The organism is Coleofasciculus sp. B1-GNL1-01 (genome assembly GCF_040220235.1).
Classification (GTDB): Bacteria; Cyanobacteriota; Cyanobacteriia; order Cyanobacteriales; family Coleofasciculaceae; genus Coleofasciculus.
Genome location: NZ_JAVJTO010000048.1, coordinates 1 through 13,926, shown reverse-complemented (window position 1 = coordinate 13,926; position 13,926 = coordinate 1). Strand labels below are relative to the sequence as shown.

At 46.6% G+C, this 13,926-nt stretch carries 8 protein-coding genes; 2 read left to right on the top strand and 6 right to left on the bottom strand.

All coding sequences use genetic code 11. The features are described 5' to 3' along the window. The first annotated feature begins 42 nt into the window (after positions 1-42). Positions 43-282, top strand: a complete 240-nt coding sequence (locus RID53_RS11250) for a helix-turn-helix domain-containing protein (RefSeq protein ID WP_446388188.1) — start codon at positions 43-45, stop codon at positions 280-282. Further along, the gene (locus tag RID53_RS11245) at positions 263-868 is read left to right on the top strand and encodes a restriction endonuclease (protein WP_446388187.1); all 606 of its coding nucleotides are present in this window, start codon (positions 263-265) and stop codon (positions 866-868) included. The genes RID53_RS11250 and RID53_RS11245 overlap by 20 nt, the downstream gene beginning before the upstream one ends. A gap of 198 nt (positions 869-1,066) precedes the next feature. Here RID53_RS11245 and RID53_RS11240 read toward each other — a convergent pair whose 3' ends face one another. The 6 genes from RID53_RS11240 to RID53_RS11215 all read right to left on the bottom strand — a co-directional run bounded on the left by RID53_RS11240 (position 1,067) and on the right by RID53_RS11215 (position 13,027). Next, positions 1,067-1,504 (bottom strand): chemotaxis protein CheW, encoded by a 438-nt coding sequence (locus tag RID53_RS11240; RefSeq protein WP_446388186.1) that lies wholly within the window; start codon positions 1,502-1,504, stop codon positions 1,067-1,069. 89 nt (positions 1,505-1,593) lie between these two features. Next, positions 1,594-4,962, bottom strand: coding sequence for a response regulator (locus RID53_RS11235; protein WP_446388185.1), 3,369 nt, complete (start codon positions 4,960-4,962; stop codon positions 1,594-1,596). A gap of 553 nt (positions 4,963-5,515) precedes the next feature. Further along, positions 5,516-10,495, bottom strand: coding sequence for a GAF domain-containing protein (locus RID53_RS11230; protein ID WP_446388184.1), 4,980 nt, complete (start codon positions 10,493-10,495; stop codon positions 5,516-5,518). A gap of 213 nt (positions 10,496-10,708) precedes the next feature. Further along, positions 10,709-11,245, bottom strand: coding sequence for a chemotaxis protein CheW (locus RID53_RS11225; RefSeq protein ID WP_446388183.1), 537 nt, complete (start codon positions 11,243-11,245; stop codon positions 10,709-10,711). 67 nt (positions 11,246-11,312) lie between these two features. Continuing rightward, positions 11,313-11,678 (bottom strand): response regulator transcription factor, encoded by a 366-nt coding sequence (locus RID53_RS11220; RefSeq protein ID WP_446388182.1) that lies wholly within the window; start codon positions 11,676-11,678, stop codon positions 11,313-11,315. Positions 11,679-11,746: 68 nt separating this feature from the next. Then, positions 11,747-13,027, bottom strand: coding sequence for a response regulator (locus RID53_RS11215; RefSeq protein ID WP_446388181.1), 1,281 nt, complete (start codon positions 13,025-13,027; stop codon positions 11,747-11,749). Between the last annotated feature and the right edge of the window lie 899 nt (positions 13,028-13,926).

The following is a 13,926-nucleotide window of genomic DNA, read 5'->3' as shown; positions in this document are numbered from 1 at the left end:
CGTTCCGTCAACCAGGATACCCTCTAGTTTGGAGGATACACCGTGACGCCAGAAAAAGCATTTGGGAAGGTTCTTCAGCGTCTTAGGAAGGCAAAACGACTTTCACAAGAAGAACTTTCCTTCCGAAGTCAGCTTGATCGAACATTTATTTCTCGTCTAGAAGGGGGGCTAAGACAACCTACCCTATCAACGATTATCAGGCTTGCAGAAGCGCTTGGTGTGTCGGCTACATCCATAGTGGCTGAAGTAGAAAACCTGCTGAATGAAGATAAACAGGACTGAGTTTCTAATCAGAAAAGGGCAGTTTGCAGACACAGAGGAATTTGAGCAAGTCCTGAAAGAAGTTTATGCTGCTATTCGTGCAGTTCACTGGCCCCCAGGCAATAATCAGTTTATCCTGCGTGAGGAAAACAAGAAACATAAAAATGGTGTAAAACCGATAAAAGAAAGCTGTATCACTGTCCTAGATGAGCAGTTTGGCTGGCAACGGGAAAAACGGATGAAGATCATAACCAATGCTCGCCCTAGTCCAGTGGATGCAGTTAAAACACTCTCTAATGATAGACAATTCGTCGTTGAATGGGAAACAGGTAATGTATCCTCAAGCCACCGGGCGTTGAACAAAATTGCAATTGGACTGCTTCAACGTGCAATAGTTGGAGGCTTGCTGATTGTACCCTCACGGGAAATGTACCAGTGGTTGACAGACCGTATCGGTAATTTTCTTGAGATTGAACCCTATTTTCCTCTGTGGCGTTCTGTCCCTGTTGAGGAAGGAATTTTAGCTGTCATTGAGGTAGAACATGATCGGACTTCGCCGTCTGTTCAACGTATCGAAAAAGGAACAGATGGGCGAGCGTTACGCTAACTGTTTCATCAGTCGTGAGGAGTGCGATCGCGCCGTTTGTAGTAAGGGCATTTAGCCCTTTTTTGCCTTGACCAGAATAATGGTGCGTTACGGCGACATTCCCATTAACAGGATGATCAATATAATTGATTACGCCTAACGCACCCTACGGTTCTTACAAATGACATAAGACGAAGGACAAAGGACAAATGACGAAGTTTATGCAACTGGATTAAATAATTCAAATAAATCTAACATGAAAATTGTGGTTTTTTTATCATTCTCCTGGAGAATCGCCGCATGACTTACCATCGGTAAGCGACGGTTATATTTAGGTAACTTACGAATGAGGTCAGGATTTAATTCAATTAAATTGGGCGGTTCATCAACGATAATGCCAAAGAGATCGCCTTCTATGGGGTTGGTAATGACTAAAAAGGATTGCAAGTTGGTTGAATCGGTGTCATGGTCAGGATTTAACTGTTGATGTAAATCAACAATCCGAATTGTATAATCTCCAATTTGCAGTAATCCCATGGCATTCCAACCACTCTCATTGGATGGTGTGTTTAGCACTTTTAACACGTTATCCATGGGCAGTGAAATTAGACAGTCGCTAATCTTAAAGACGATATATTTTTGGGTGTCACTGGTCATAGTTTATTGGTTGATAAAGGACAGAATGCAAAATACAGCAGCACGTTTATCCCTCTCCAGGTGGAAATTAATCAGAACGTTATAACCATCTAAGTGTTGATGAATTGCTGCACGGTCTCTAACAACTGAGGTTCGATAAATGGCTTGGTGATATAATCATTTGCCCCTAACTCAGTGGCAATTAAACGGTGTTTTTCGCTACTGCGAGAGGTCAAAATTAAAACAGGAATCTTGGCTAGTTCTGGCTCCTGTTGGCGGTATTTGAGAAACTCAAATCCGTTCATGCGCGGCATTTCAATGTCGCATATCACTACTTGAATCTCTCCATGATTTTGCAGTTGTTCAATGGCTTCATACCCATCTTTTGCCTGGAGAATCTGATAGCCCGCCTTTTGTAAGGTAAAGGTTAAGCTTTGGCGCACGGTAATCGAATCATCGACAATAAGAACCAGTTGGGGCGATCGCCTGGGGGTTGGCGTAGGGGGTGGTGGTTCAGGTGCAGCAGGTAACGCGGCTGGGCGGGAGGGAGATAATTGTCGCTGGTTGCGATCGGATGCAACGGAGGTGGAACCCGTTAAAGCCACCATTGAGGATTGAAAATCAGAGGTAAACTCTGGCGGGGATTTTGCCGTCTGCTGATCGGCAATCGACTGCATTAATGTGGTCCCATCTAGCACCAGGGCTAACCCACCATCTGCCAGAATACAGCCGCCATACACGTAATCTGGAGGTGCAATCATCGATCCCAAGGGACGAATCACTAATTCCTGTTCCCCGACAAGCTGGTTGACTTCCAAGCCTAATAGCCGATTCTGACACCGGATCAAAATCACCGACATTTTCGCAGTTTGCTCAACTAACGGGCGTTGAGAGGATAACACTAAGGTTTTCGGTTGAGGAATATGGTAATCTAACACCTCTGCCAACGAAAAAATCGGAATTAGTTGCTCATCCTTGCCAGTACCCCATCGCAGCACTTTCCCCTCATCCCAGCAGCGCAGTCGTTCCGGTGACGGGATAATGATTTGTTCGATCGCATCTGAGAGTAAAGCATAAGTTTGACCTCCCGCCTCCATCAACAGTAGCTTGGCGATGGTCAGATTTAGGGGGATTTGCAGCCGAAACGTCGTTCCATGATAGGGTTGAGAATATACCGTCACTGACCCTTGCAGGGATTCCACCTGAGAACGCACCACATCCATACCAATTCCCCGCCCGGATAAATCACTTAACCCGGAAGCGGTGGAAAAACCGGGTTCAAACAGAAACTCAGCCAGTTCAGCGGGTGACAATCGTCTGGCTTGTTCGGCGTCAATTAAGCGCTGTTCTACCGCCCGTTGGCGAATCTTCTCAAAGTTTAACCCTTGCCCATCATCCCGAACTTCAATCACCAAATATCGATTCTGGTGATAGGCATCAATGGCAATAGTACCCTGACGAGTTTTGCCGGATTCTTGGCGAACCTCTGGCGACTCAATCCCATGATCAAAGGCATTTCGGATCAGGTGCAGTAAGGGGTCATAAAGTTTCTGCACCACCACTTTATCCACTAATACTTCTGTTCCATCCATGTAGAGTTCCACAGATTTATTGTGGGTGACTTCTAACTGTTGTAACACTCGCGGAAACCGTCTAAATAAAGTGCCTAACGGTAACAGTCGCGCCTCCATCAAGGTATCCCGGATACTGGTTAACAGTCGCCGTTGTTTGTCAAAGGTTTGATTAAATTGACTGGCAAAAACTTCAATCGACTCCGTTGCTTCCGTCAGTTGGGCGGTATCATCCATCAGCGACTGGATTAAAAGCTGCGGTTCGTTATAACTATCCAGTTCTAACGGGTCAAAGTAATTGGGGATTGTTGTCTGGGGATTTTGCCAAGCCAATGACGGCTTTTCTTGAATCGCTTCTCGGCGTTTTCTTCCCCTGAGATTCATCCGTTTTTGTTGCGATCGATGCAATTGACGGTCATGCCAATCTTGCAATTCATCCAAGAGTTGTTGATGCTGTTGCAGCCGAGTTAATACCAAACGCACCGCTGATTGCAATTGCTCATCCTGGAGAGATTGGCGATTTTGGTAGGTTAAGAGTTCCCCAACGGCATAATTCAAATGTTCTAAATGATCAATATTCACCCGCACCGTTTGTGGCTGCGTTTCCGGAACCGATTCTTGTTGTACCCGTGCCGAAGGTAAAACATAATCCATTAAGGGTTCTTCCGCCTCTACTGGAGGAGTCGGTACAGATTCTGGGATTGAGTCCTGAAAATTATTGGCTGGAGTTTTGAAGACGGGAAACACTTCTTCGGATTCCGATTCAGATTCTACCGGAACATCCTCCTCCGTTGTTGATTCGGAAACCGAGATATTTCCCCAAACACTATCCAATAAGTCAGCCGAATCGGGTTCCTCAACCCCTTCTGTCTCCGGTTCGGATACACTATAATCCTCATACTCATTGATATCGATATCCAGTAAAGGCGTCAAATCCGTCGCATCCAGTTGAAAATCTGCCGAATCAGTGATCGGAGGTTGCGAAAACTCCTCATTGGGGTAAGCTGAATCCGCCGCGTATGCATCAGACGCCGCCAACTCTTCATTAACCTCTGAATCACTCAGATCCGCTTCCCAGACATTCTCTGGCGCGGCGGCTGGCGCAGCATCCTCTAGATCACCATCTACCACACCCGCCAATTCTTGCAGCGATTGCGAGGGTTGACCCCCTTGAGTGCGATCGCCATTCAGCACCGCCTTTTGTCCCGCCTGGAAGTCAGCTAGGGCGATCTGAGTAATCATTTCCGCCTGATCCGGATAATTCTCCAACGCCGCGATCGCACTACTAGCAATTGCCGCAAACCCCGGTAAATTCATCGATTCCGCCACACCCAGCAACACCTCCGCCTGCGATCGCAAGGTATCCGCCATCACTGACGGATCATTACTCGCCAAAGCCTCAGTAATTTGGTCTAACCGCTGACTCACCCCCACTTCAAAAATAGATTGGGTGACATCAAATCCCAACTCCAACGAACTCGGAATATTCGCTTGTTGGTCAAAACAATCACCCAGCTTTTCCTGCAACTTCGCAAACACCGCCGCCGTGCGATCGAGAACTTCCGCCTCATTAATCTTTCCCCCCATCACTTCCGCCGTCAGGGGTAGCCGCAGACATTCATAGCCTTCAAACAGTAACGCCTCCACCTCCGCATCAATCACCACATCGGGATTAAACAGAGTTTTAAAGATATCCTCCAACGAGTGAGCCACTGTTTTAATCGTTTCCAACTCCACACTCGCCGCCGCCCCTTTTAGGGTGTGAGTGGTTCGCATTAAGTGATGAACTTTATTAACACTAAAATTAGCCCGTAGATCGAGTAATTCTTGTTCGATAATACCCATAAGTTCTGGCGCTTCTTCCAGAAAATAGTGGTAGCTTTGTTCACGAATATTTGGATCATTCATAGGAAAACTGTTGGATTGTGAAGGATGTAGGGGCGGGTTTAGGGACTTTCTGTTGGCGATTGATAGTAACCTTGGTACAAAACCCGCCCTGACTAAGTGTTGAGTGTTGACCCAACGCTAGGCTCAATAATTCTGGTTTGTAGGGGTGGACTGAAGGAATGACAAGGCATCTAAAACCTTTTAAAATCAGGCTTTGAGCGACATTAGTATCTCCAAAGATGAAACCTTATTGATATCCTTATTTACAGATGAAGACCACCCGATGAGATATAGTCAAGCGAAGCGTTGCGCGGGGGGTATGGGGGAGGCGCTCGTCCCCCATCGGGGGGTCTGGGGGGCTGGTCCCCCAGAGACAAACTCCTATTTTTGACCCTATCTGTGACAAAAAGAAATGGGCTAAAAGCAGGATGGATAAACACTTCAGCGAGTAGGGTTGGGTTTAGAGGCGGGTTTACTCACACCTAGGTAAGATAAAAAACGATAATCGTCAAACCCGCCCCTACAACGTCAATGACAAAGGACAAATGACCAATGACAAAGGACAAATGACAGACTATTCAACCTTGAACTGATCCGCACTCATTTGCAGATTTTGCGCCATCGTCAACAAACCTTGGAACGATGACGACATCTCCGTCGAATTCTCCACCGTTTGGTTAGCAATCGTCGCCACCTGAGTCATGGTTCGGGTAACCGACTGCAACTCCTGACTCTGAACTTGAGTCGCTTGGGTAATTCCCGCTACCACCTGACTAATCTGACTCGTAGCTTCCACGATCGCATACAAATACTCCCGCGCTTCGTTGACTTGGTTTGTACCCGATGCAACCTGCTGAATTCCCGTTTCCATAACCGATGACACCTCAGCCGTACCCATCTGGATTTCCTGCACCAATTGGGCAATCTCCGTCGTCGCTTCCGCCGATTGACGCGCCAGAGAACGGACTTCATCCGCAACCACGACGAACCCTCGTCCATATTCACCAGCGCGGGTGGCTTCAATTGACGCATTTAACGCCAACAACTGGGTTTGAGTCGTAAAGTTACTAATCAAATTCACCACTCGCGATACCTTCTGCGTCGATTCACTCAAACGCTTCAGCCGCTTACTGGTTTCCGCCACGGTTTCCCGGATATCCATAATCCCATCCACCGTGCGGTTCATCGCCTCATCCCCGGCTTGAACCGTTTGGTTAGCGCGTTGCACCGCTTCTTCCACCTGTTGAGCGCTAGCCCCCACCGCTTCAGTGGTATTCACCATCATCTGAATCTGTTCCAAGGTGTTTTCCAGCGCCTGGAACTGACGTTGGGCTTGTTGGGCTAATCCTGCGATCGCGGTTTCACTGGCTTGGGAGGTTTGTGCTACTTGGCGAGAGGATTGCTGCACCTGTTGTATAATCGCCCGCAGACTTTGCAGGGTATTGTTATAGGCATCCGCCACCGTTCCCACTTCATCTTCGGTAATCGGCGCTCGTACCGTCAGATCCCCTTGTAACGCCGGACGTACCGCCATTAGCAGTTGAATCACCCCCTGTTGTAATTCTTCCTTCGCCGCTTTCTCCCGTTGCGCCGCCGCCATCAATTGCTGGGACTGTTCCTGAACTTGTTCCAAGGATTGCGCTTGCTGGAGAGCAATCCCTAACTGAGTTGCCATCTGCGCCAAAAGTTTAACCTCGCCCTCTTCCCAGGTGCGGGGTTCACTGTTTTGATACACCCCCAGCAATCCCCACAGTTGTTCCCCTTGGAATAGGGGGGCGATGATGTAAGCCTTCGCTCCCCACTGCTGCAACAGTTCACGAGTAAATGTCAACTCCGTGGCTTGAGTGATATCGTTAACCGCACTGGTCTGATTTTGGCGATAAACACCACCCTCACTTTGTTGCAACACCGGATCACTCACCTTTGCCAGTTGGGAACCGACAACCTTGACGTAGGAACCCCCGACATCTTCAAGCACAAATTCCCCACTCCAATCGGAATTAAAGCGATAAACCGACACCCGATCCGCATTCAGCAGCAGTCGCAGTTCCTGACTCGTCGCCTGTAGGAGAACCTCTGGGTTTAAGGTTCCTTTCTGCAAGCGTTCAGCAATCCGTTGTCCGGTTTTATACAGCAGGTTGATAAAGTTACTTTCCCGTTTCGCTAACTGGGCGAATTGATCTGACTGCTGTTGCACCTGTTCCAAGTAGTAGAGGCGTTGTAATGCCGTTCCTACGCCTTGAGCGAGTTGGGTCAATGCAGTGATTTCGGTACTTGTCCAATGGCGAGATCCACTATTTTGATAAGCACAGAGGATTCCCCATAACTCATCAGCCACGAAAATCGGGGCGAGGGCGTAAGCTTTGACCTCAAACTGTTCTAAAATTTCAACGTGACAATCGGAGTGACCCACGGTATGGATATCATCCACGGCAAAGCTTTCCCGATCGCGATAACGACCCCCTTGAGTTTCTTGTAAATAGGTGTCTTCCCAGACGGTGCGGATATCCGGACCCACTAACGGCGTCCAACCCGTAGCCACTGACTCCGCCACAAACACACCACTCCAATCCGGTTCAAATTGGTACACCGCCGTGCGATCGCACTTGAGTAGTTTCCGCAGTTCACGAGTGGATATGTTGTAGATGGTGGCGATATCCTCGCCATAGCTCAACTTAGTCAGAACACTGGATACCGTTTCCTGAGTTTGGGCAATCGTCGCGAGCTGCGTGGATTGGTCTTGTAACTGGTGCAGGTACTGGGATTGTTTTAGGGCGATAGACAATTGATACGCCACCTGCTTGACAAATTCCACTTCTTGGTTTCTCCACTTGCGTGGACCACTGCACTGGTGAATACAGAGTAATCCCCACAATTCGATCCCTTGCATAACAGGGGCGACCAAATTCCCGCGCACTTGGAATTTGGAGAGGGTATCAATATAACAGGGCGCTAAATTGGCGTGATGGATATCGGCAACTGCCCAAACCCGTCCCTTACGATAATTTTCCGCATGTTTTTCGCCAAAGCAATGGTCATCAACTTTGATCGACATCGAAGAGGGGAAACCAGCGACGACCCGTTCAGACACCATTTCTCCCTGATCAAACCCCGATTCGGGATCAAAGCGATAAATCCCCACGCGATCAGCCCCCAAAAAGGTTTGTAGTTCCCCACAAGCCGTCTGGAAAATCTGATCCAAGTCTTGAGATTGGCTAATTTTGCTGATAATTTGAGCCGTGACTCGTTCCAAGTCGGCGGTTTTCAGCAGTTGCTGGGATTGGGTTTGTAATTGCTGCAAATAATCGGCTTGTTGCAACGCCACGCCCAGTTGAGACGCCACTTGTTTGAGCAAGCGCACTTCACCGTCTTCCCAGTGGCGTGTCCCTGTGTTTTGAAAGGCACTGAGTAATCCCCAGAGTTTGTCTTCTTGGAAGATAGACACCACCGCGCAGGATTTGACGCCATAGTAGTCTAACGCCTCAACATGACAATCCGTCAGCGTACCATCGTGAACATCGTCTACCACAAACGGTTCATTGTCCCGGAAGCATCCCCCGTGGTGTTCGTTGAGATAGGGATCTTCCCAACCACTCCCGACTAATTTAGGAAATCCGCCCGACTCGGATTCACAGATAAAGTCACCGAAATAGTCCTCCCGGAACTTATAAATCGTCACCCGTTCTGCATTTAGCAGTCGCCGCACTTCCTGAGTGGTGGTTTCAAACACCTTGTCAATGTTGAAGGGTTGACGAATCTTATCCACGACTTTGGCTAACGCCCGTTCGCGTTCCGCCTCTTTCGCCTGTTGTTCAGATTGCACCTGAATCTGATGCACATATTCGGCTTGTTGTAGGGCGACACCGAGTTGGTTGGCAATTTGTTTGAGTAATTGGACTTCGCCTTCTTCCCAATGGCGGGTACTGGTGTTTTGAAAAGCACTGAGTAATCCCCACAGCTTTTGCCCTTGGAAAATCGAGACAATGGCGCAGGATTTAACGCCATAGTTTTCTAACGCTTCGACATGACAATCGGTGAGATTGGCGGTATAAATATCATCGACCACCAAGGCTTCATTATCGAGAAACCGTCCGCCTCGATGTTCGTTGAGATAGGGATCTTCCCAACCACTGCCCACGACTGGAGGAAATCCTCCGCTTTGGGATTCACTGACAAAATCACCGAAGTAATCGTCGCGGAATTTATAAATGGTGACGCGCTCAATATTCAGGAGTTTACGCACTTCTTTGGTGGTGGTTTGGAAAATCGTCTCTAAGTCTGTAGTTTGACGAATTTTCTCAATCACCCGGGCGATGGTGCGTTCCCGTTCCGCCGCTTTTGCTAATTGTCCAGTTCGCGTTTGTAAACTGTTCAAATATTCGGCTTGCTGAAGCGCCACACCAAACTGACGTCCGACTAATGCCAGTATATTCAGTTCTGAAGTGTCCCATTGACGCGGACCTGAGTTTTGGAAGGCGGCGAGTAATCCCCAGAGTTTATCTCCTTCAAAAATGGGCGCGATCGCATACGCTTTTGCCTCAAATTGTTCCAACAGATCGATGTGACAGTCGGTTAACCCAGCGGCGTAAATATCATTCACGCCATTGGTTTCTTCGTAGCGATAACGTCCGCCTCGGGTTTCTTGGAGATAGGTATCCTCCCAAACTGTTTGGATATCCGGACCAACTAAGGGAACCCAGCCAGGAGCAACGGATTCGGCGATAAATTCCCCACTCCAATCTGGATTAAACCGATACACCGCCACGCGATCGCACTGGAGTTGCTGACGGATCTCCCGTGTAGCGCTGCTAAAGACTTGGGGAATATTTAGCGATCGCAATATGTTCTTGAGGATTTTCGCCGCGACTTGACCGACAATTTTGGTATTTTTGTTTTGGCGGCGGAGTTGGCTAAATAGTTCTCCCGGTTGCAAGTTAAGAGCCAGTTCCGTTGTCACCTGATACAGCAGGTTAATCTCGGAGTCTTGCCAAGTGCGGGTTCCGGAACATTGCTGAACAATTAGTAACCCCCAGACTTGTTTACTGAACAGAATCGGTAAACTTAAGCTGGCTTTAACTTGAAACCGTTTCAGCAGTTGCAGTTGATAGGGACTGGTTACACCTTGATACAGATGACTCAGCGTCACAACCTGTTGCTGCTGATATTCGATTTGACTGTTGGCGCCAAAGGTTAAGGCGGGTAAGGATTCACCCACACAGGGAGTATACCCCGCAACCAGGGATTCGGCACGAACCACGCCCTCGGTTTCCGTCTTAAATTGATAAATCAGGACGCGATCCACTTGGAAATGCTCTCGCACTTCAGCCACAGTGGTTTCCAGCAGCGTATCAACGGTTTCAATCGTAGACGCACGACGCATCCGTTGAGCAACCGCTAACAGCCACTGGCGTTGTTCCTGAAAATAGGTTTCGATATTGACACCCATCTCTGGCTGAGATTCATCTGTCACGCGATCGCCATTACTAATTTTATGAGCGGAATCGTTCTCCGCATCAGGGTTGAGTACTTGTTTGGATTGTTCGAGTTCTTGCATAATTCGATGTGTCTAGTCCTAATAGATCTGCGATCTGCGATCGGAAAAAATGGGGAAAGTGAGGAAGATAGAGAAAGTAGAGTTTTGACCCTTTATTCCCTAGTCGGACATGGTTTGTAGGGGCGGGTTTAGAAACTTTTTTATCGCTATTGATGGTAACGTTTGTGCAAAACCCGCCCTCATCGCCCCTATCTCCCTCATCTTCTTCATTTTTCACTCACGATGCCTTTGCCACAGGGGATAGTGGCTAATGGCATTAACATTCAAAACGATGCCCTGATCTTCAGGGAGGGAACCCAGAATAAACGGCAACAGTTTAGGTGGAAATACACCCGGAACAGCAGGCTGCAAATGTTGCAAATTGTGGTATTCGATGTCATTAACTTGGGAAACAACCAGTCCGATCGATTGCTCATTCACCTGCACCACTAAAACCACCAAAACATCAGCCAATTGCCCTTGTTGGTCTAACGATAAATAGCCCAGCAACTGGCTCAGATCAACCAGCCAAAGCATATCGCCACGCCAGTTGCAGATCCCTAAAACACAACCGGGCATTTCCGGAACAGGCAGAATGTCTCTTACATTTACCCGTAGCACTTCCCCAATTTGTTCCAAGGGCAATAAGGCACTATCTTGGTGACTCAGAGGAAAGCGAAGTAACCGTCGCTGTGTTTCCGGAGGTAAAGGTTTAAGGGTGAGTGAATCAAGACTCGTGGTTAATAGGATTGAGTCAAGTGAATTTGTCATATTTTAGGGAACAGGGAACAGGGAACAGGGAACACCTCGGCTTCGCTCGGTGTGTCACAGGGAACAGCTAAACCAACGTAAATTTATTAATGATTTTCATTAATTCCTGTTGGTCTACGGGTTTAGACATATAGGCATCAGCACCCAGCATTGACCCCCATAATTTGTCAGCTTCCGTTCCTTTGGTCGAACAAATGACCACAGGAATTTTTTTCGTGTCGATGTTGGTTTTAATCTCGCGGCAAAGTTCAAAGCCACTTTGACCCGGTAAAATAACATCGAGAATCACTAAATCAGGTTTTTGAGCTTGAAGTTTTCTATGCGCTTCCTCTCCACTTGTCACACTAATCACGTTAAATCCGGCTTGTCTTAAATAACGAGTTAGCACCTGGGTTTCGGTTACACTATCTTCCACTAAAAGAACAGTTGTCATAGTTAATCCAATGTTTGCGATACACAACCTTTGCAGTTTTTTGTTCAGTCATAAATACTGAACACTATTTAATTACTCATCGATATCGATTTGGTCGGTAAATACTTCTGCAAAGTACTCAGCACTTTTTGTTGAGTAATCGGCTTTGGCAAAAACCCAGAAGCCCCGACCATCTTGGCACGCACCCGGTCTACAATGCCATCGTTTCCGGTCAGAATAATCACGGGAATATTCTGAAAAATCGAAACACGACGAATTTGAGAACAAATTTCATAACCATTGGCGACAGGCATCACCAAATCCAGGAAGATCAGATCCGGCTTGTTTTCTAGAAGCTTAACAAGGGCTTGCACTGAATCCTGGATTGAGACAAACTTGTAACCCGCTTCCTCTAAAATATAACCCATCATTTGAGTGTCAATTCGACTATCATCAATGTAAGCAATTACCGCATTTGCTGATTTAGAGGAGGATGACGGGCGAGAAGACTTTCGTGATGTAAGTTTGCCATTTTCATTAGATTTATCCTCAACAACTTGGCGAGGTAAAATAGAACTCTTAAAGTCCTCAACTTCAATTAATCCAATTAAATTTTTCTGAATATAAGGGGCAATCGAGTGAGTTAAGGGCAGAGGACTTTGTTTTAACTTAACCGCTAAATCCCGAAGCGTTTGTTTCCCGTCCGCAAACGCTGTTAGATTGCGATAAGCAGAGGGGGATGTCTGCTGGCGTAACTGATCTGCCTGCAAAATTTTGGGGGCAAGATTCGGTGAAATGTCAGCTAAACCCGCTTTTTGCCAAGCTTGCCAATCCTGAAAAACTTGCTGCCAAACGCGCTCCGCTCTTACCACAACCCACCCTAAATCGATGGAATCTTGAGGAATAACTCGGTAGCTTAGATAAATCCCAGAATGATAGTTTTGTTGTTCGCCAGCTTGGATAATATCAAAAAGAACCTCGCTGGTATGACCTTCAACCAGTGCTGCCATTTGTCCCAGAGGGATTTGTCCTTGTTTCACTTGTATGGCTAATGATTCATAATCTTGATATTGAATTAGCCCTCCTTTTTGCGCCACAGCATTAACAGCCACCGAAGGACAATGCAATGATAGCTGACGAAACCAACGACGTACAGGATGTACCTTACTGTGACAACCAATCAAACTGCCGACACTAAAGAATAGCTTCCATTGCTGTTGTTGGGGATTAGTTATGTTGAAATCCAACTGACCTGTAAATTGCTGACTTGCACAAGTTTGAATGCGTTTTAGCAGTTCCTCCGTGGTAAAGACAACATCATGTTTTGTTATAGGCCAATGAGTTGAACGAACAGATAAAGGGGCAAGCATTTTGGTTTATAATTGGTCTCACTATTTTTGACATTATAGTTAGTCATCACCCTCAAAAAACGGATGAATTTTTCTACGGAAAATTTAAAATTAGCTTTTCTCGAATGCACTAGATTGGCTCTATTTATACTATTAGGCATTTTATGGTACACTAGCTATATAAATAGCTGGTTTAATTGTAGCTTATTAAAAAGCCAAAATGTCAATACTAAAACTCAAAAATATTTAATTTTGCTGTTTTTTATTTTGTTTTAAAATAAAAATAACAGCCAAACAACTACCTGAATATACCTGTACTAATCCTGTACGCTGTACTAAAAAACATTAAAAATTCTCGAACATTACTGTTGCATTTTCTTTTATATCACCCAACATCAATCGTTAATTTTAATTGTCCCCACCGACTTAATACACAGTCTAATGAAGTTTTAGCGTTAACCTTAATCATGCCCAATAATTTAGGTAGGGCTTAAAGTCACTTGAAGTCATCGGAAAACCGTTCCCTGTTCTCTCCCCTCACCACAATAGTTAGGGCTTGCTGCATAAGTGTGTAAGGTAGACTAGATAGGGGTTTCAAGCCATTTTTTGACCCAACAAGTGCAAGGTTTTTACACTACCACTCTCTTGCATCCTGGAATTTTTGCCAACATCAGCGCCGAATTTTCACTCGACAGAGGGTTGAAACCAATGACCATTGCCTATTGCCTAGTGCCTCTCCCCACCACAAGAGTTATTCAGCAGACCCTACTTATGTACACTCGCTGAAACCTTGATGTGGCGTGGGTTTCAGCCTATCTCTTGTCATATTGCAAAAATACCGCGATACGTTCCTTCTTCAGCAGGCTCCGCCAACGCGGTATTTTTGCAAGGGCTACTTATGTACGATTTTTGAGGAGTTG